At 43.5% G+C, this 19,953-nt stretch carries 15 protein-coding genes; 5 read left to right on the top strand and 10 right to left on the bottom strand.

Annotation, left to right across the window (positions count from 1 at the left end):
- Positions 1 to 87: 87 nt before the first annotated feature.
- On the top strand, positions 88 to 927 hold the full coding sequence (locus tag ACTD55_RS03410; RefSeq protein ID WP_438862901.1) for an isopenicillin N synthase family dioxygenase: 840 nt from the start codon (positions 88 to 90) through the stop codon (positions 925 to 927).
- 46 nt (positions 928 to 973) lie between these two features.
- On the opposite strand, the gene ACTD55_RS03405 is transcribed toward ACTD55_RS03410, so the two are convergent.
- From ACTD55_RS03405 to ACTD55_RS03380, 6 genes are all read right to left on the bottom strand, one after another.
- Positions 974 to 2,152, bottom strand: a complete 1,179-nt coding sequence (locus ACTD55_RS03405) for a dipeptidase (protein WP_438862900.1) — start codon at positions 2,150 to 2,152, stop codon at positions 974 to 976.
- Positions 2,153 to 2,183: 31 nt separating this feature from the next.
- Positions 2,184 to 3,107, bottom strand: a complete 924-nt coding sequence (locus ACTD55_RS03400) for a Dyp-type peroxidase (protein ID WP_438862899.1) — start codon at positions 3,105 to 3,107, stop codon at positions 2,184 to 2,186.
- Between the two features lie 219 nt (positions 3,108 to 3,326).
- Entirely contained in the window at positions 3,327 to 4,571 is a 1,245-nt protein-coding gene (locus ACTD55_RS03395) for an ammonium transporter (RefSeq protein ID WP_438862898.1), read from the bottom strand.
- A gap of 14 nt (positions 4,572 to 4,585) precedes the next feature.
- Positions 4,586 to 4,924, bottom strand: a complete 339-nt coding sequence (glnK, locus tag ACTD55_RS03390) for a P-II family nitrogen regulator (RefSeq protein ID WP_438862897.1) — start codon at positions 4,922 to 4,924, stop codon at positions 4,586 to 4,588.
- Positions 4,925 to 5,124: 200 nt separating this feature from the next.
- Positions 5,125 to 5,997 carry a M20/M25/M40 family metallo-hydrolase gene (locus ACTD55_RS03385; RefSeq protein ID WP_438862896.1) on the bottom strand — a complete coding sequence of 291 codons (873 nt, stop codon included), beginning with the start codon at positions 5,995 to 5,997 and terminating at the stop codon, positions 5,125 to 5,127.
- 58 nt (positions 5,998 to 6,055) lie between these two features.
- A complete protein-coding gene (locus ACTD55_RS03380) occupies positions 6,056 to 7,285 on the bottom strand; it encodes a tetratricopeptide repeat protein (protein WP_438862895.1) in 1,230 nt (409 codons plus the stop codon).
- Positions 7,286 to 7,487: 202 nt separating this feature from the next.
- Between ACTD55_RS03380 and ACTD55_RS03375 the strand changes: the two genes are divergently transcribed.
- From ACTD55_RS03375 to ACTD55_RS03365, 3 genes are all read left to right on the top strand, one after another.
- On the top strand, positions 7,488 to 8,576 hold the full coding sequence (locus ACTD55_RS03375) for an AGE family epimerase/isomerase (protein ID WP_438862894.1): 1,089 nt from the start codon (positions 7,488 to 7,490) through the stop codon (positions 8,574 to 8,576).
- A 2-nt stretch (positions 8,577 to 8,578) separates the two neighbouring features.
- On the top strand, positions 8,579 to 10,429 hold the full coding sequence (locus ACTD55_RS03370; RefSeq protein WP_438862893.1) for a sodium:solute symporter family protein: 1,851 nt from the start codon (positions 8,579 to 8,581) through the stop codon (positions 10,427 to 10,429).
- A 140-nt stretch (positions 10,430 to 10,569) separates the two neighbouring features.
- Positions 10,570 to 13,014, top strand: a complete 2,445-nt coding sequence (locus tag ACTD55_RS03365) for a GH36-type glycosyl hydrolase domain-containing protein (protein WP_438862892.1) — start codon at positions 10,570 to 10,572, stop codon at positions 13,012 to 13,014.
- A 135-nt stretch (positions 13,015 to 13,149) separates the two neighbouring features.
- Here ACTD55_RS03365 and katG read toward each other — a convergent pair whose 3' ends face one another.
- A complete protein-coding gene (gene katG / locus ACTD55_RS03360; protein WP_438862891.1) occupies positions 13,150 to 15,333 on the bottom strand; it encodes a catalase/peroxidase HPI in 2,184 nt (727 codons plus the stop codon).
- Between the two features lie 277 nt (positions 15,334 to 15,610).
- Positions 15,611 to 17,524, bottom strand: a complete 1,914-nt coding sequence (locus ACTD55_RS03355; RefSeq protein WP_438862890.1) for a CocE/NonD family hydrolase — start codon at positions 17,522 to 17,524, stop codon at positions 15,611 to 15,613.
- A 240-nt stretch (positions 17,525 to 17,764) separates the two neighbouring features.
- Between ACTD55_RS03355 and ACTD55_RS03350 the strand changes: the two genes are divergently transcribed.
- Positions 17,765 to 18,229 carry a GNAT family N-acetyltransferase gene (locus tag ACTD55_RS03350; RefSeq protein ID WP_438862889.1) on the top strand — a complete coding sequence of 155 codons (465 nt, stop codon included), beginning with the start codon at positions 17,765 to 17,767 and terminating at the stop codon, positions 18,227 to 18,229.
- Here ACTD55_RS03350 and msrQ read toward each other — a convergent pair.
- Entirely contained in the window at positions 18,213 to 18,815 is a 603-nt protein-coding gene (msrQ, locus tag ACTD55_RS03345) for a protein-methionine-sulfoxide reductase heme-binding subunit MsrQ (protein ID WP_438862888.1), read from the bottom strand. The genes ACTD55_RS03350 and msrQ overlap by 17 nt on opposite strands.
- A 42-nt stretch (positions 18,816 to 18,857) precedes the next feature.
- Positions 18,858 to 19,886 (bottom strand): protein-methionine-sulfoxide reductase catalytic subunit MsrP, encoded by a 1,029-nt coding sequence (gene msrP, locus ACTD55_RS03340; protein WP_438862887.1) that lies wholly within the window; start codon positions 19,884 to 19,886, stop codon positions 18,858 to 18,860.
- Positions 19,887 to 19,953: the final 67 nt, after the last annotated feature.

Genomic DNA, 19,953 nt, shown 5'->3' with positions numbered 1-19,953 from the left:
GTTAATTTGTCGGTACCTATCAGCAGGATCAATGCTACTAGGTCGATTATTGTCTAAGCTTTACCTATAGAAAATTCAGGATATGTTATGAAACTTGTTGCCGTTGATTTTAATGCCGATAACGCAGCTCAGCAGTTTGTTGAGTCTCTGCACGAAACTGGATTTGGCGTATTAAAAAATCATCCTATCCAGCAAAGCATGGTGGATAATATATATTCCACTTGGCAAACTTTCTTTGATAGTGAAGAAAAACATCGCTTCCACTACGACCCCAAAACTCAGGATGGCTTTTTTCCGGCCAGTGTATCGGAAGTGGCCAAAGGCCATAAAATCAAAGATATTAAGGAATACTTCCATTTTTATCCTTGGGGGCAATGTCCGGAACAATATCGTCAGCAACTGGCTGACTATTACGCAGCAGCCAATGATTTGGCTTCAACATTGTTATCCTGGGTAGAAAAATATTCACCCGATGAGGTATCGGCCAAATACAGCCAATCACTTTCCAGCATGGTGGAAAACAGCGATAAAACCTTGTTAAGAATACTGCATTACCCACCATTGAAAGGTAATGAAGAACCCGATGCGATACGCGCTGCTGCCCATGAAGATATTAACCTTTTAACCGTATTACCTGCCGCTAATGAGCCTGGCTTACAGGTAAAAAGCAAGGACGGTGGCTGGTTGGATGTCCCCTGTGACTTCGGTAATTTAATCGTCAATATTGGTGACATGCTGCAAGAAGCCTCTGGAGGATATTTTCCTTCGACCACTCACCGAGTGATTAATCCACAAGGCGCCGATCAGACCAAATCACGGATTTCACTACCGTTATTTTTACATCCTAAACCCGAAGTAATTTTATCCCAACGACACACTGCGGACAGTTATTTAACCGAACGTTTGAAAGAATTAGGGGTACTTTGACCAACAAAAACGCCGGCGATAGCCGGCGTTTTGACGTCAGATTGAATTAAATTTCAGACGCGACTTTTTCGACTTTTTTCCAGACTCGCATCAAATTGCCATTCAACACTTTTTTAATGTCTTCCTCGGAATAACCGCGATCCAGTAACCCCTGTATTAAATAAGGATAATAAGACACATCCTTAAGATCGCGAGGCAACGAATCTCCGACACCATCAAAATCGGAACCGATCCCGACATAATCAATCCCCACCAAATTTTTGACGTAATCAATATGATCTAACACCATATCCAGACTCGCGTAAGGGTAGGGATTGCTGCTTTTGAATTTTTCATCAAACGCTTCACGAGCGTCTTTATCGTCCTCAATTCCCAGCTTTTTAATTTCTGCCTTGCGTAAATTGCTCCATTGCTGAGTAATGCCGGAAACAAAGCTGGAACCGAAGTTAATCTGGATCACTCCCCCATTCTTAGCTAATGCCTTTAACATGTCGTCATCCATATTTCGCTCAAACCCGGGAGTGAAATGACGTAAAGAAGAGTGGGATGCAATCACTGGAGCTTTGGAAATTTCCACCGCCTGATAAAAGGCATCATCTGACACGTGAGAAATATCCACCATAATTCCTAGCTTGTTCATCTCCACCACCAGCTCTTTACCAAACGGACTCAATCCATGCCATTGACGACGTAAATCATAAGATGAATCTGCAATATGATTGCTTTGGGAGTGAGCTAATGTGATGTAGCGGATCCCTCTTTCATAGAAATGACGTAATTTATCCATACTGCCACCCACAGGGGTGCCATTTTCCATTCCCATTGGTAGGGCAATTTTGTGTTCTTTAAACGCCTGCTCTACATCTGCGGTAGAATAGGCCAGTGCAAATTTATCTGGTGCACGCCCCACAATTGCTTCAACACTATCTATCAATTTGTCCGCCAGTTCATCCCCACCACCGGACTTTTCATAACTGGCTGGAATATAAATCGACATAAAGGGCGCATTTAACCCTCCATGTACGGCTCGCGGATAATCAAAGTCGCCCTTATCTGTGGCCTTGGTCACATCTTCCCATTGATGATTAATCCGGTAAGGCACATCAATATGGGTATCAACAATAATATTGTCGCGAGCAATTTTTATCGCTTGTTCTGAAGGAACTCCCGCCAATACAGTTGTACACACGCTGCTCATTAACAGTGCAATTAAGGTCTTTTTCATTATTTTTATTCTCCTTGTCGGTAAGGTCGATTTATCGTTTAGCCTGTTGTTTTATAAAATTAATTGAAGGAGCGAAGAATGCTCCTCCCGTTTCGGCCGTGGTAAAATCCAATAACTTGTCGTAGTCACCATTTTCATCAGCCACAATTCGATTACGTAATCTGTCGGTAAACGGCTGAGGACTTTTAGCACAAGCAATAAAGTACAGCCCCTGCACCTTCATATCACCATAAGGCATACTTTGGCACAACAATTCAATCGGCTGACCTTGTGCATTTTGCATTGTTATTTTTTTAGCATGGGAAAAAGGCGCTTGGTTATGAGTCGAAAACGGCATATTTTCAGCTTTAGTACGCCCCATAATTTGTTCTTGTTCAACAACTGGCAGACGATTCCACTTTTCCAGATTATGTTGATAACGTTGCACATGAATATAGCTACCACCGGTAAACTCCGGATCTTCGTCGCCGACAATCGCAACATCAAACTTTTTCATCCCTCTGGGATTATCTGCCGCATCAACAAAGCCAGTCAGATCACGTCCATCCAGAAAACGAAACCCCTTAACCTGTTCAACTAATTCAACATCAGATTCCAACAACGCGCACACTTCAATACCAATGGCATGGCAAATATCTGCCCGATCAGCACGAATTTGAATAAACAGATCAAACGGCACGACAGGGGCACTGCGGTCATATTCAGAAAAATCCGGAAATGGTGCGAGTTGTTTAGGCAAGATCCCGGGAAACAATTCCATCCAATAATTACTGCCAACGGCAATCACTCCGGATACCATTCCTTCGTAGTGTTCTTCATCATAATGTTCAAAAATTTCCAGCATAATTGCCAGTTTTTCACGAATAATGGCTTCTTTGCCCTCCTCCACATTAAACATTAAAAATAACCCGTGGAGGTTAGGTTCGGCACAGATTCCTTTTTGTGGCTGTGACATTTGCCGCTTACCTTTATTAACCATGATGCTGGCTAATATACATCAGCCAGGTAAAAATAAGAACGAAGTAGACAAAAACGGATACAGAACTGACTCATTTTCTGACAATAAAAAACCCCGACAAAGACGGGGCTTAACAACGTTAATGTATCTTACTCCACGCGCCTGTTCCCGACGCTTTGCGGAGCACTCCATCCTTGGAGTTGGTGTAACTTGATACTATGATTTTACGGTGAAGTCAGGATAGGCTTCTAAACCACATTCACTCATATCCACACCTTCATATTCTTCTTCTTCTGAGACACGGATACCGATTGCAGCTTTGATAATCGCCCATACAATCAGGCTGACAACAAAGACCCATACGAAGATCGTCAATGCACCGATAATTTGACCACTAAAAGAAACTTCAGCATTGGTCACAGGGACTAACAACAGACCTAATAATCCCACCACACCATGGACTGAAATAGCGCCTACTGGATCATCGATTTTCAATTTATCCAAAGCTAGGATACTGAAGACCACTAACACACCACCGATAACACCAAATAAAGTAGCTTGTAATGGTGTTGGAGTTGATGGTTCTGCAGTAATAGCCACTAATCCTGCCAATGCGCCGTTAAGTGCCATGGTCAGATCGGCTTTACCAAACATAAAACGAGCGACAATCAGAGCACCAATCAAACCACCGGCAGCCGCCGCATTAGTGTTCATAAACACAACGGCAACGGAGTTGGCGCTTTCTACGCTTGCAGTCGCTAAAACCGAACCACCGTTAAAACCAAACCATCCTAACCACAGAATAAAGGTACCTAATGTTGCCATTGGTAAGTTAGCACCAGGGATCGCATTTACTCGACCATCAGCGGTATATTTACCTTTACGTGCCCCCAGCAGCAGCACACCGGCTAACGCGGCTGACGCACCCGCCATATGCACAATACCTGAACCAGCAAAGTCAGAGAAACCTAAGTCGCCAAGGGTGTATAAACCGAATACAGACTCACCACCCCACGTCCAGGCACCTTCCATTGGATAGATAAATGCCGTCATCACGATTGCAAAGGCAAAAAATGCCCATAGTTTCATGCGCTCAGCAACAGCACCGGAAACAATTGACATAGCGGTTGCCACAAATACAACCTGGAAGTAAAAGTCAGCCGCCGGCGCATAAGTCGCAGGATCTTCTGCTACTCCTGTCGCACCGTCAGACATAATTCCACTTAAGAACCAGGTAAAGTCGTCACCGCCATACATAATGGAGTAACCACAAATCATATACATGGTACAAGCGATTGCATATAACGAGATGTTTTTGGTTAATATTTCAGTTGTATTTTTAGCTCGGACTAACCCAGCTTCCAGCATGGCAAAACCCGCTGCCATCCACATAACCAACGCACCACAAACTAAAAAGTAAAAGGTATCGAGGGCATATTGTAATTCAAAGATTGGTTCCATTTTGCACTCTCCCCTTAAATTGCGTCGTTGTCTGTTTCACCAGTTCGAATACGAACCGCGTGTTCCAGATCATAAACAAATACTTTACCGTCACCGATTTTTCCGGTTTTGGCGGCACCAATAATGGCTTCAACCAAGCGATCTACCTGATCATCTTGCACTGCCACATCCAACTTCACTTTAGGTAGAAAATCCACCTGATATTCAGCCCCACGATACAATTCAGTATGTCCTTTCTGACGACCGAAACCTTTTACCTCTGTCACCGTCAATCCGTCGATGCCGATTTCAGAGATGGCTTCACGTACATCATCAAGCTTAAAAGGCTTTATGATGGCACTTATTAACTTCATCTTTGTTGCTCCTATATGGTTTTATTATATTTTTCACCTGTCTACGTAAAACCATTACAATCAACATGCCAATATTTTTTACCTTAAATATCAATAACTTAAATTAATCATTGCCATTAGGGATGGTAATTTTGCACTCAGAATGAGCAGAATTTTAGGTAAAATGCACCATGCTGGTGCTAGTGAAAGATAAGCGGACTTTAATTCGCGCTATCCCATATTTTTAAGGTATTTAAAATAGTTTCTACTGCGGCTTGATAAAACAGAGGATTGATATTGTCTATATCATCGTGCTCGGTATGGTAATAGCGATGATCGTTGACACCAAAGTATAAAAAAGGAATACCCTGTTGGTCGAAAACCCGGTGATCACTGGACTTACGCCAATTAATCCGCTGACCATTATATCCTCTGCTCACCCCTTCATGACCTCGTTTAAGACAAACACCCGCTTGCGCCAGACTCAATTCAACAATAGAGTCTAATTGTGGGTACGCTTTTGCACCGGCTAAATAGAGAGCCTGTTTGGATCCCGGATAAGCAATCATATCCATATTTACATTCAATTTAATATTACCTAACGCTACTGGTGGTGATTTGATAAAGGCAGTTGCACCATAAAAGCCTTTTTCTTCACCATCGGTCGCCAAAAAGATAACCGAATGACGTAAACGCTTTTCCCGTATTCCGTTGGCCAGTGCCAATAACCCCGCTACGCCTGAGGCATTATCATCAGCACCGTTATAAATTTTACCGCGCTGCTTACCTAAGTGATCATAATGCGCACTGATCACAATATATTGTTGTGGATACTGCTGCCCCTTTAACCAACCGATAACATTAGCTCCTTGCACGCTGCCGATAAGATATTCATGGGTAAAAATTTGCATATACTGGAGATGAAACTGACTAAGACCCATTTGCTGAAAACGCTGGCTCAAAAACTGCTGTGCACGCTGATTATGCCCGAGTTCCCGTCCCTGCATTTCATCGGATGAAAGAATTTGTAGATCACGCCATAATTGCTGACCATCAACCGTTTGGACAATAACGGGCTGCTGACAATTTGCCATTGCAGCAAAATTCATGCACCAAACAATGACCAGCAATAAAATTTTTATAAGCCCTCCTCTAACTTCGACTAAGCAAATCTAGTTTGCCCTGATAACGATTCTGCATAGTTTCATTAATGGAGTTACGTTTAGCCTGTTTTAAATATTTTTTACTTTGCTCGGTATCCCCTAACTGATAATAAGCTTTGGCTAAACCAAAATAGAATTCATCTACTTTTCTATTTATTCGTAATGCCTTTTTATAGTGATCGATGGCCAGATCCCAATGCCCTTTGTCGTATTCTTCTTCACCTAAAATAAAATGATAATAGGGATTAGATTGTCTTTTATTGTCGAGCATTTGATATAGCTCAGCAGCTTGCTGATGTTGGCCTTCAAAGGACTTAAGAACAGCCAAATTTTCCAAACTATTCAAATTATCATCATCTAGGTTAAGTGCATGTAAGTAGACCGCTTCTGCCCAGTCAAAATGGTGCTTATAGCGATATAGAATGCCTAAATTTCCCCATGCCGAAACAAAAGCAGGATCAAGGGTTAACGCCTGTTTAAAGTAGGCATAAGCGAGATTCAACTTGCCCAATATCAATGCATCAGCCCCCTTATTGTTATAAAACATTGCCATAATCTGTGCCTTACTCATGGGGATTTTTGCAAAGTGTTGACTTGACACATTACGATTAAAATCCACTTCGACAGCCTCAGAGCCAAATGTCAACGCAGCTCGATCAGCAGGATCTTCTTTCGGTTTTATTTTCAAATTGATATGTCCATTTAATAAGCTGTGACCATCACGTCTAACCCAGTATTCCGGGATTTTAATTTTTTGAAATATCACGTCCAACCCCGCATATTGGGCCATCGAATAGGCTAAAATTGTCATCGATAAACAGTTAGCTTGCTGACTTAAGAACGTTTGACTCGCGGTGGTGTTAGCATCATTGGCATAAATCAGGTTTAAGTTAGATTTATCAAAAAAGGAATCGGCTAAGACTTTTATACGTTTAGCAGAGCCGTGCACAGGAAATATATGCTCATCCATATATTTTTTTATCTCATCGGACAGGTAAAAAATCTGCTCTTCAGTTTCAATTTTTTGTTGGCGGTAGTTCGCAAAGGCTTGATCATTAAATAAATTAGTAGGCTCAACCAATGTAGAGGAATGGTTGGCGCAGGCAGAAAGACCAAACAACGTGATCAGGATGATAAATATTTTATCCAACATAATGCCCCCATAAACGGCATGAGCAATATAATAAACTGTAGTATTAGCCAGCAAATGGTCAAGCATTTTTGCCCCATACCTCCCTCGATTCATCACTCCCAATTCATACGCACATAACTGCGTATTAACATCCTGATAAAATTTATAATTATTTTTAATTCAAATCAGAATTGAATATGAAAACGTAAAACTTAGTATCATTCCTCTTGTAAACGTTTTCATGATAATGTAAATTTTTATAACATCCTCCATCAAATGACGTTTTAGCATGACACCAGAACAATTTAAGGACGAATTACAAAGTGAAGTGCGGCGCACTATTTTGCCTTATTGGATGTTTAAAGCCTGCGATATGGAAAACGGTGGCTATTGGGGCAGTATTGGTGCAGATGGCAAGGTTGATAAGTCGGCCACCAAAGGTTCGATTTTGCATTGTCGCATTATGTGGAGTTTTAGCGCAGCGTATGGCGTATTTAACGATGTGGCCCTACTCAATCATGCCGATAGAGCCAAGAATTTTATACACACACATTTGATTCAAGCAGATAACCATCGATTGGGATGGCATAGTCAAAACTTAAAATCTTTCAACAGTCTAGATGACGAATGTATAGCCCAAGCCTATTGGCTGTATGCCTTAAGTGAATACGACATGCAAATTAACCAAGGCGCATGCTCGGAAGTCACGCTAACTGCGTGGTTTAATTTACACCTGCTGTTTAAAGGAAAAACTTTTGATGTCTCGAACAGTGAAACCGGTTACACTTGGCGAACTTGGTTACATATTATTGAGGCATTAGATAAATTTGCGGCTTTAAGTTTTCGACCGGATGTAAAAGATTGCCTGACTGAGTTGTTAGACAACACTATGCTGCTACTCAAGCAACATGACCAGTTAGAGCTCAATGTTCCGCACTTATGTGCCTCATCCTGGTTATTAATGAAGTGGATAAAAAATTGGCAACCGGAACATCAAGCCGACGCGATTACCCTAGCTTGTTCCATTCTGGATAGTGCAATCGCAAAAGGCTTGAGCCACAACGATGGATTTTGTTTAACCCAGCAGGATAAGAATCAATACGGTTGGGTACAAGCGGAAGCCATGCTGGCATGTTGGCGCTGTTATACCGCCACCGGTGAACAGCGTTATTTGGACCAAGTGCTGAATAGTTGGAGCTTTATTCAACAACATATCAGCGACCCGGTGTTTGGTGAATGGCATTGGCAACATAATGACAACGCAGCAATCACAGACGAAAAAGCAGGCTTCTGGAAGTGTCCATATCATAATAGTAGGGCTTGCCTAGAAATTTATAATGACCTGTCCGAAATGGGCATTAAGCAGTGGAAACAATAACAATGAAAATCACTTTATTGGATATCAGTATTATCCTGCTCTATTTGCTGGCAATTGTTGGCATCGGCTTTTATTTAAAAAAACGTGCTGCACAAAGCATGGACGACTACTTTGTCGGTGGAAAAACCTTGCCTTGGTACATGTTAGGATTATCCAACGCCTCTGGCATGTTCGATATTTCCGGTACCATGTGGCTGGTCACGCTTTGCTTTGTTTACGGCATGAAAAGTATCTGGATCCCTTGGCTATGGCCGGTGTTTAACCAAGTTTTCTTAATGGTTTACTTATCGATTTGGTTACGCCGCTCCAATGTGTTGACCGGTGCTGAATGGATGCGTACCCGTTTTGGAGATGGCACCGGCGGTAAGTTATCTCACATGGTGGTGATTGCCTTTGCGGTTATCGGAGCGCTAGGTTTCTTAGCTTATGGCTTTGTCGGAATTGGTAAGTTCATCGAAATATTTGTCCCTTGGGAAGTAGTCTCTCCTTATGTTCCATTTGAGATTGCTATCGAATATGTGCCGCATTTTTACGGCATTATATTTACCTCAATCGCCACCCTATACGTGATTATGGGTGGAATGATGAGTATTGTGTGGGCGGATGTTCTGCAATTCTCGATCATGACGTTCTCAGCATTATTCATTGGTGTTATCGCCATGATGCAAGTCTCACCAGAAACGCTCAATGCGGTGGTTCCTAATGGCTGGATGAACCCATTTTTCGGCTGGACGCTGGATATAGACTGGTCGGCTACGATCAATGAAGTCAATGATAAAATCATTTCTGATGGTTATTCACTGTTTAGTATTTTTGTGATGATGGCGTTATTTAACGGTATTTTAAAAAGTGCTGCAGGCCCCGCTCCTAACTATGACATGCAAAAAATACTGGCCACTAAATCGCCTCGTGAAGGGGCCTTAATGAGTGGCTTTGTGTCCATTATATTAATGCCAATTCGCTACTTTATGATTGCTGGCTTTACCGTGTTAGCGTTGGTCTATTATGACAAACTAGATTTAATCAGCGGCGGTAAATTAGACTTCGAAAACATTCTCCCCGGTGCCATTTTAGAGTTTGCTCCCGTCGGTATTATGGGCTTGGTTTTAGCCGGGTTAATTGCCGCGTTTATGTCTACTTTTGCCTCTACCGTCAATGCGGTTCCAGCTTATTTGGTCAACGACATTTATAAACGTTATATACGCCCGGAAGCTGATACCAAAAACCTGATCCATGTTAGCTATATTGTTTCGGTGGTCGTGGTGATTATCAGTACTGCCATTGGCTTGGCGGTAGAGAGTATTAACAGCGTACTGCAATGGCTAGTGTCTGGTCTGTGGGGTGGTTATGTGGTTTCCAACGTCCTTAAATGGTACTGGTGGCGCCTGAATGGTTACGGCTATTTTTGGGGTATGTTCAGTGGTATTCTATGTGCCGGTATTTTCCCGAGTTTGTTAGGTCCTTACTTAGGCGTTGCGACTGATATTGTCCCCTTATATTTATTCCCGATAATTATGCTGGTGTCATTAATAGTATGTGTTGTCGCTAGTTTGAAAACCGACCCGGAAGATCCTGAATTACTCAAGCGTTTCTACAAAAATGTGAACCCTTGGGGTTTCTGGGGTCCAATCCGCGCAGCCGTTGTGGCCGAAGATCCAAACTTTGAGGCCAACCCCCACTTTAAACGCGATATGTTTAATATCGTCATCGGGGTGATTGCTCAAACGTGCTTGGTGGCATTACCCATCTTCATCGTAATACGTGAGTGGGATTCCAGTGCTGCTACTTTTGGTATCTTGGCCGTTACCGGTATTATTTTGAAGAAAAGCTGGTACGACACTTTACCGAAATAAGTCATACCTAGAATAAGTGTAGTCATGCAGGAAAAGTCCAATAGGCTTTTCCTGCATTATTGAGTTAAAATTTTTTACAATAAAATGAAAACGTTTGCAGGGTTATGCCTTTACAATAACGTTATCAACAGGATTTAAGCATGCAACAAGATCAATATGGTTACTTTGACGACGCCAATAAAGAGTTCGTTATTACTACCCCTTACACGCCTTTACCTTGGATTAATTATCTGGGTAACGATGGCTTTTATGCGCTAATTTCGAACACCGCTGGCGGTTATAGCTTTTATCGCGATCCCAAGTTTCGCCGTTTAACCCGTTATCGCTACAACAATGTACCTATGGATTCCGGCGGCCGTTATTTCTACTTTAATCTGGATGGCGATATATGGAGTGCCAGCGGTCGTCCGGTGGATTGTGAACTGGATCACTACGAATGTCGTCACGGCATGGGTTATTCCAGCTTCAGCGTCGAAAAAAACCAGATCGCCAGTAAACTCACTTCCTTTGTGCCGCTCGACACCACAGGCGAAGTACATCGTTTGCAAGTAACCAACAACAGCGACAGCAGCAAAGAACTGGATTTATTTTCCTTTATTGAATGGTGCTTGTGGAATGCCGAAGATGACGGCACCAACTTCCAGCGCAACCTGTCTACCGGCGAAGTGGAAATCGAAAGCAATACTATTTTCCATAAAACCGAATACCGAGAACGCCGTAATCATTATGCCTTTTACAGCGTAAATCGCGACATTGACGGCTTCGATACCGATCGCAATGCCTTTATCGGTAACTACAACGGTTTTGGCAATCCGCAAGTGGTCAAAAATGGTCAATCCACTAATTCTCATGCTCACGGTTGGTCACCTATTGCTTCCCACCATATCAAGCTGGATTTAGCCCCGGGCGAAACCGCCAGTATGGTATTTGTATTGGGTTATGTAGAAGTACCGGAAGAGCAAAAATGGCAATCACAGGGCGTAATCAATAAAAAACCGAGTTGGGATTTTCAGTCCAAGTTCGATACTGATGAAAAATTCGAAGCTGAACTGGCTAAATTAAATCAGTACTGGGATAACCTGCTGGGTAAAATCACGGTGAATACGCCGAATAACAGCATGAACCGGGCAATGAATATCTGGAACCAATACCAGAACATGGTGACGTTTAACTTGTCGCGCAGTGCGTCTTTTTATGAGTCTGGCATTGGCCGCGGTATGGGGTTCCGCGACTCCAATCAGGACACCATCGGCTTTACCCACATGGTGCCTAACGCGGTTAAAGAGCGAATTATCGATCTGGCCGCCACCCAACAATCTGACGGTTCGGCCTACCATCAATATCAACCATTAACCAAAAAAGGTAATGCAGCGATTGGCGGTAACTTTAATGACGATCCCATGTGGCTGGTACTTTCAACCGCCAACTATATTAAAGAAACCGGCGATGTGGCATTTCTGGACACTATAGTGCCCTTTGAAGATACGCCCGATGTACAAAGTACCCAATTCGATCATTTAACTGCGTCTTTTTACCATGTGGTGAATAATTTAGGCCCGCATGGATTACCGCTGATTGGCCGTGCCGACTGGAACGACTGCTTAAATCTGAACTGTTTTTCCACCGAACCGAATGAATCCTATCAAACCACCCAGCGCGGTGAATCGGATGTCGCAGAGTCGCTGATGATTGCCGGCCAGTTTGTACTTTACGGTAACGAATACGCGAATTTATGCGATTTAACCGGACGCACTGAAGACGCTGCCAAAGCCCGTGTTCATATCAACCAGATGATCGCCACCATCGATCAACACGGTTGGGATGGTAACTGGTTTATCCGCGCCTATGACTCTCGCGGCTTGCCGCTGGGTAGCCATACCTGCGATGAGGGTAAAATATTTATCGAATCACAAGGCTTCTGTTTAATGGCCGGTATTGGCATGCAAGATGGTCGTGCCGAAAAAGCGCTGAATGCAGTTAATCAGCACTTACTCGCCGAACATGGCATAGTGGTGCAGCAACCTGCCTACAGTGATTACAACAAATACTATGGCGAAATTACTTCGTATCCTCCTGGTTACAAAGAAAATGCCGGAATTTTCTGTCATAACAATCCCTGGATTGTGGTCAGCGAAGCCATGTTAGGTCGTGGTGATCAGGCGTTTGATTATTTTAGTCGCTTTACCCCGCTGTTCCGTCCGCAAGATATGGCTAAACATCGCACCGAACCCTATGTATACAGCCAGATGATTGCCGGTAAAGACGCCGCCATTCCCGGTGAGGCCAAAAACAGCTGGCTAACCGGCGCAGCGGCGTGGTCTTTCTATGCGGGCACCCAATATATTCTGGGCATCGCACCGGATTATCAGGGTTTAAGCATTAACCCTTGTATTCCTAAGGACTGGGATGAGTTCTCGGTTAAACGCCAGTTCCGCGATGCGACTTACCATATTCAGGTGAATAACCCGAATAAGGTCAGCAAAGGCGTAATGAAAATTGAAATCGATGGTCAAGGCATTGAAGGCAATACTATTCCTTACAATGATTTCAATGGTGAACATCAAGTCGTGGTGACAATGGGGTAAGTAATCACATTGACTGGGCACCTAATAAAAATCTGTAGATAACATTCAAAGAGCCAATAAGAATGCCGCTCATTTACACGAGCGGCATTCAAGTTAGTTTATAGCAATAGTGCGGTTTAGTCGTAATATTGAACCTTAAACCAAATCAAAACGATCCAATTCCATCACTTTTGTCCATGCGGCCACAAAGTCAGTCACAAACTTCAACTCCGCATCCGCTTGGGCATAGACCTCGGATACAGCTCTGAGTATCGAGTTGGAGCCAAATACCAAATCAGCACGGGTTCCGATCCATTTTTGCTGGCCGGTTCTTCGATCCACACCGGCAAACAACGAAGCATCTTTATCAAGCGCTTTCCATTCAGTACTCATATCCAGCAAGTGAACAAAAAAGTCATTGCTCAAGCTCCCCGGACGATCAGTAAAGACACCGTGTTGACTATCACCAGCATTGCTTTCGAGCATTCGCATTCCACCCACTAATACCGTCATTTCCGGTGCGCTTAAAGTGAGTAATTGAGCCTTATCAATCAGCATGGCTTCAGTTGCAATACTAGTGCGCGCTTTTTGATAGTTACGGAAACCATCGGCAAAAGGTTCAAGTACCTCAAATGCGTCTACATCGGTTTGCTCGGCAGAGGCATCCATACGTCCCGGAGTAAAAGGTACGTTGATATGATGACCGGCTTTACTGGCGGCTTGTTCGATGGCAGCACTACCTGCCAGTACAATCAGATCAGCCATAGATATTTTATTAACGGACGGACCGGCATTAAATTGAGTTTGGATTGTTTCCAACACACTCAATACCTTGGCTAATTGATCCGGCTTGTTAACTGGCCAGTCTTTTTGCGGTGCCAAGCGAATGCGTGCCCCATTAGCGCCACCACGTTTGTCTGAACCACGGAAGGTTGATGCCGAAGCCCAGGCAGTGGAGACGAGTTCACCTACGGATAAACCACTGGCTAATATCTGTCTTTTTAAATTGGTAATATCAGTATCTGTGACCAATTCATGATCCACTGCTGGAATGGGATCCTGCCAAATTAAATCTTCTGCCGGAACTTCGGAACCTAAATAACGATTTTTGGGCCCCATGTCCCGATGAGTTAACTTGAACCAGGCCCGCGCGAAGACATCGGCGAAATTTTGCGGATTTTCATAAAAACGACGGGAAATTTTTTCGTACACCGGATCAAACCGTAATGACAAATCAGTGGTTAACATGGTTGGCCGGCGTCTTTTTTTATTATCATGTGCATCGGGGATCACTTCGTCACTGTCTTTAGCGACCCATTGATAAGCACCAGCCGGACTTTTCGTCAGTTCCCATTCGTAACCAAACAGGTTCTGGAAAAAATAGTGATTCCATTGGGTAGGTGTTTGTGTCCAGGTGACCTCCAAACCGCTAGTGATAGCATCTCCAGCTTTACCAGTGGCATATTGACTGTGCCAGCCCAGTCCCTGCTGTTCCATACGGGCCGCTTCCGGATCATCGCCCACCAAATCAGCATCACCGGCACCGTGGGTTTTACCAAATGTATGACCACCGGCAATCAGCGCCACGGTTTCTTCGTCGTCCATTGCCATTCGGGCAAAAGTTTCACGGATATCCACTGCGGCAGCTAATGGATCAGGTTTACCATTTGGGCCTTCCGGATTGACGTAAATCAGCCCCATTTGCACTGCAGCAAGGGGATCTTCCAGATCACGTTCACCGCTATAGCGACTCTCATCCAGCCATGTGGTTTCCTTCCCCCAATACACGTCTTGTTCAGGCTCCCAGCTATCTTCCCGCCCACCGGCAAAACCAAAAGTTTTAAAGCCCATATTTTCCAGTGCTACATTTCCGGCTAATACCATTAAATCTGCCCAAGATATTTTGTTGCCATATTTTTGCTTGATCGGCCACAACAAACGTCGTGCCTTGTCCAGATTAACGTTATCTGGCCAACTGTTTAATGGAGCAAAACGTTGTTGTCCTGCCCCTGCTCCGCCACGACCATCGCCCATACGATACGTACCGGCACTATGCCAGGCCATGCGAATAAATAACGGTCCATAATGACCAAAGTCGGCTGGCCACCAGTCTTGGGAATCAGTCATTAGCTGAGTTAAATCGTGCTTAAGCGCCTGATAATCTAGTTTTTTGAAGGCCTCAGCGTAATTAAAATCACTGCCCATGGGATTAGACTTGGAAGAATGCTGGTGAAGAAGATCAACACGTAATTGATGTGGCCACCAATCCTGATTAGAAGTGCCGTTGCCGGTTGTATTTTTCCCGTGTCCCATTACCGGGCATTTACTTATCTCTTTCACAATAATTATCCTTAGTTGTCGAGAATAAAACCTACGGGAAAGTTATAGCCCCTTAATAACGATATGGAAAATACTATTTATATATCGTTATTATAGATAAAACCTATCAAAAATGATTAACCTCACCAGAATCAAGGTAGTAGATAATTGATGTAAAACGATAGAATTGGATATTGCTAAGCATATCCTCAAATAGAAAGAGACAACTCCCCCACTAGATAGCAGGGAAGTTTCGGTAAACGCAGTCAATCCATCCGTATTGATACAGCTGCTGGCACTACTCCACTATCGGTAACTCCACATTCGACGGTGCTTTGGTGGAGTGATATACGCTAATAGTGGCTTTTTTATAGTCTTGCGGTTTAGCGTAGAAGATATTTTCCACATAGCTTTGCGGATTACGGTCATACAACGGGAACAAACTGGATTGTACCTGCACCATCAATTTGTGTCCCGGCAAGAAAACATGATCCACATTTGGCAAAGCGAATTGATAATGTTCTACTTTACCGGGTTTAAGTGGTGCCGGTTTATCAAAGCCATGTACGTAGCGCCCCCGGAAAATCTCAATACCTATGGGTAATTCAAAACCGGCCATTTCTGGACCAACTGCACCCTGTCTAGGTCCTTCGGTAGTAGTATTGGGGTAGACATCTACCAGTTTAACCACCCAATCGGCATCGGTTCCACTAGTGGCGGCATACAAATTAACCATAGGTGCCCCCATAATATGTAATGGTTTATCCAGTACTTCACTGGTATACAGCAACACGTCCGGACGGCTGGAGGCAAAACGCTGATCGTGCACTAACCAAGGCTTCCATTGGTAGGAGTCTCCCATATTAATGGGACGGGGAATAAAGGGCACCGGTTTCGCCGGATCAGAAACATATTCATCGTGGCTCTTTTTGCCACTGGGGACATTGAATGACAATCCTCCGTCATCATCTAAATATACTTTTTTAGCCTTACCCATCGGCCAAGCTGGAGATTCATTCCACTGATTAGCACCGGTAGCATAAGTTAATACTGGTGGTGTTTTTGGATCGGGGGCACCTTTTAGGTAATGATCAAAAAACGGTTTCATATAGTTGACTCTAAACTCACGGGCGGTATCACCGGTAAAGGTTAAGGCGCCAAGCTTATAGCCATAGTGATTCACACCGGAATGACGCCATGGTCCGATAACCAGTGAAACCATATCGTTGTTTTTATCTTTCGGCTCCATTGCTTTATACACCGCTGGAGCCCCATAAGAATCCTCCTGATCCCATTGCCCAACCACCAGCATAGTCGGGACCTTTAGTGGCTGCTTGGCCATAATTTTGTCTACGGCCTGTAATGACCAAAACTCGGTGTAAGCAGGATTTTGAGTCAACTTTTGAATAAAGGGATAATGCTCAACTCCCCATTGCTTAATGTAATCACCGGTGGATCCAGCCTGCAAAAATCGGCTGTAGTCGTCTCCAGCACCATCGGCAATACCTTTTCCTTCACCATTAGCGGTACTCTGTCCCACCGTATAGCCAATGTTATTATTACGGAATGCTCCATTGTGAAACCAGTCGTCTCCCATCCAGCCATCCACCATTGGACTTTGAGGCACAGCGGCTTTTAAGGCCGGATGCGGATTAATTTCCGCCATCAGGGTGGTAAAACCCAGATAGGACGATCCCACAATCCCCACATTACCATTACTTTCCTGAATATTGTTGACCAGCCAATCAATGGTATCGTAGGCATCGGTGGATTCGTCGATACCTGTATCATTCAGCGGCCCCACAACCGGCCGGTTCGTTACATATTCCCCTTCGGAATTATGCATGCCGCGAATATCCTGAAATACGCGAATATAACCGTCTTCGACAAACTCCACATCCATCGCTGCGACAATTTCATTAATGGACTGACTAGCGGTACGCTCTGCGTCCCCTTTGGCATCATAAGGACTTCGGCTAAGCAAAATAGGCGCGTTCTTTGTACCTTTTTTCATCAGTATTACAGTGTACAATTTGACCCCATCCCTCATTGGGACCATGACTGTCTTTTTAACAAAATCAGCATTGGGGCGAATAGGGTTATAGCTTTTAACCCCATCCGGAGTCATAGGAGTGACTTTTTGCGGTGCCGCATACAAACCACAAGACACGACAGCAATCACTAAACTAATTAAAACTTTAGTGTTTATCATGAGAACCCTCATAAAATTAATAAGATGAACAATAAGTTACCCTGACCGAAACTACGGGTAAGACAAGCCGATTTACTCTCGCATATCGCAAGACCAACGACAACAAAATAGCCAAGGTGCTGATGATTAGCGAATGGAAAATGTAAAAAATCAATGACAAATACACATTAACGCCAATTGATTCTAATCCCATCGACTAAATGCTAATTTAGCCATATGACTTTCCAATAGGTTCTACAGATGAAGCTTACCAATCCAACCGAGTTACAGTTAAAGACCTTAATGAGCTGGTTCAGCAATCAACAGGAAACCTATCAATGGGGTGGGCCTGAATTTCCCTTTCCTTTTGACACCGACTCTTTTCGCGAGGGATTAAAACTGGATGAGTTGAATTCCTTTGCGTTAATAGATGACAACGATCAGTTTGTTGCTTTTGGGCAGTTTTATCTGCGTATTGGTCGCTGTCACTTGGGCAGACTAGTGGTTAATCCAAGCCATCGTGGACGAGGGGTCGGTAAGGTATTAGTACAACATTTAATTGAAAAAGGACGTAAAAACCTAAACGTTAGCGAATGCTCACTGTTTGTTTTGAATACTAATCAAAGCGCTAAACAGCTTTATCAATCGGCAGGTTTTATCAAAACTGACTACCCACAACCGATGCCTTTGGCGAATTGTGACTATATGGTCAAAAGCGATTTTTAACCAACCTGAATAATTTGTCTTTTCTAAAAAACAGCAAAAAGAAAGTAATGCCAAAGTAAATTATCGGTTCAATAATGTCGGATTTAACCGACCAAATATAATGGGTACACACCAATAACACGATGAGATAAATACTGTTATGCAGTCGTTGCCAATTACGGCCCATTTTTCGCCTCACGTTCATTGGAGAAGTGACGGCGAGTGCCAGTAACAAAATCAATGCTAACATTCCCACCATAATATAAGGCCGTTTAAGAATTTCACTTAGCAGTAGTGAAAAATCATTCTGTAGATCAAAAAGAATGAAATTAGCCAAATGCACGCAAGCATAAAAAAATGCGTACAAACCGACTAAACGCCTTACATTAATTAAATACCCCAGCCTGAAGATTTTGGCGACAGGCGAAATACACAAGGTCAGCAATAGAATATTCAGAGCCCCTTTGCCACTAAAATGAATCACCGCCTTGACCGGATCCGCCCCCAGTCCATCATGAAATGCCTGATAATACAGCCACACCAAGGGAAATAATGCGCCAAGATGAATAACCACTTTTAACAAAAATATTCGTCTTGCTGGTGTCATGTGCGCTTATTCTCCTTGGCGAAAATGGAAACGTTCCATCAATTAATAATAACGGTGCAGATCCATGCCTGTATATAAATCAGCAACATCGTCGGCATAACCGTTAAAAGGTAAGGTATCAATACGGTTATTGGCTAACAAGCCTCCGGTGGTAATTCTGCGCTCACTGGCCTGGCTCCAGCGAGGATGATCGACTGCGGGATTCACGTTAGCGTAAAAACCATATTCCTGCGGAGCCAACTTATTCCAGGTGGTAGGCGGCTGTTGTGTAGTCAATTTAATCGATACAATTGATTTAATGCTTTTAAACCCGTATTTCCACGGTACCACCAAACGTACCGGAGCCCCGTTCTGACCGGGCAATGACTTTCCATATAGTCCAACGGCTAACATGGTTAACGGATGCATCGCTTCGTCCATGCGCAATCCTTCCACGTAAGGATAATCAATACCGCCTCCCAGAAACCGGCTGTCCTGTCCGGGCATCTGTTTAGGATCATACAGGGTTTGAAAGGCCACATATTTAGCACTGGATTTTGGATCGGCTTGTTTAATGAGATCGGCTAATGGAAAGCCAATCCAGGGGATCACCATCGACCACGCCTCGACACAACGCAATCGATATATTCTCTCCTGTAACGGAAACCGACTGAATAAGGCATCATGATCGAGCAACAGAGGCTTATTCACATTACCCTCAACTTTTAGATACCAGGGATCGGTAACAAATCCTCGCGCATATTCGGCTGGTTGACTCTTTTGTGCGCCAAATTCATAAAAATTATTATGGTGAGTCACTTTATTTTCCGGTGTCATGGTTTCATCGGTAATAAATGGTTTGCCCGCTTTTGCGTAATCCAATGATTTTAACGGCACTTCCTGCGGTTCATCTGACTCGAAAATATCCAAAATTCCCGCCTGTGCCTGCTTAGCAGCGAAAGCCCCAGACAATAATGCACCAGCCCCTACAAATCCCATAGTTTTGAGTATTTGACGACGTTGCAAATAAATCGATTCGTCGGTTATCTGGTTTTCTAGTAATTCACTTTTGGCAGGGATCTTAATCAGCATAATAGGGATCCGGATGTCAGTTCGTTAATGGATAACTATCTAGACAAGATGATCGTCTTGAATCTTT

Origin of the sequence: Neptunicella sp. (genome assembly GCF_048268085.1) — a bacterium.
In the GTDB taxonomy this organism is placed as follows: Bacteria; Pseudomonadota; Gammaproteobacteria; order Enterobacterales; family Alteromonadaceae; genus Neptunicella.
This window is presented reverse-complemented; position numbering and strand designations above follow the sequence as displayed.

Bases quoted from the DNA above. Each gene is read 5' to 3' on its own strand.
- ACTD55_RS03380 (WP_438862895.1), bottom strand. From the start codon at position 7,285: ATGCTTGACCATTTGCTGGCTAATACTACAGTTTATTATATTGCTCAT.
- glnK (WP_438862897.1), bottom strand. From the start codon at position 4,924: ATGAAGTTAATAAGTGCCATCATAAAGCCTTTTAAGCTTGATGATGTA.
- ACTD55_RS03375 (WP_438862894.1), top strand. From the start codon at position 7,488: ATGACACCAGAACAATTTAAGGACGAATTACAAAGTGAAGTGCGGCGC.
- ACTD55_RS03405 (WP_438862900.1), bottom strand. From the start codon at position 2,152: ATGAAAAAGACCTTAATTGCACTGTTAATGAGCAGCGTGTGTACAACT.
- ACTD55_RS03410 (WP_438862901.1), top strand. From the start codon at position 88: ATGAAACTTGTTGCCGTTGATTTTAATGCCGATAACGCAGCTCAGCAG.
- ACTD55_RS03395 (WP_438862898.1), bottom strand. From the start codon at position 4,571: ATGGAACCAATCTTTGAATTACAATATGCCCTCGATACCTTTTACTTT.
- ACTD55_RS03400 (WP_438862899.1), bottom strand. From the start codon at position 3,107: ATGTCACAGCCACAAAAAGGAATCTGTGCCGAACCTAACCTCCACGGG.
- ACTD55_RS03385 (WP_438862896.1), bottom strand. From the start codon at position 5,997: ATGGCAAATTGTCAGCAGCCCGTTATTGTCCAAACGGTTGATGGTCAG.
- ACTD55_RS03370 (WP_438862893.1), top strand. From the start codon at position 8,579: ATGAAAATCACTTTATTGGATATCAGTATTATCCTGCTCTATTTGCTG.
- msrP (WP_438862887.1), bottom strand. From the start codon at position 19,886: ATGCTGATTAAGATCCCTGCCAAAAGTGAATTACTAGAAAACCAGATA.
- ACTD55_RS03365 (WP_438862892.1), top strand. From the start codon at position 10,570: ATGCAACAAGATCAATATGGTTACTTTGACGACGCCAATAAAGAGTTC.
- msrQ (WP_438862888.1), bottom strand. From the start codon at position 18,815: ATGACACCAGCAAGACGAATATTTTTGTTAAAAGTGGTTATTCATCTT.
- ACTD55_RS03350 (WP_438862889.1), top strand. From the start codon at position 17,765: ATGAAGCTTACCAATCCAACCGAGTTACAGTTAAAGACCTTAATGAGC.
- ACTD55_RS03355 (WP_438862890.1), bottom strand. From the start codon at position 17,524: ATGATAAACACTAAAGTTTTAATTAGTTTAGTGATTGCTGTCGTGTCT.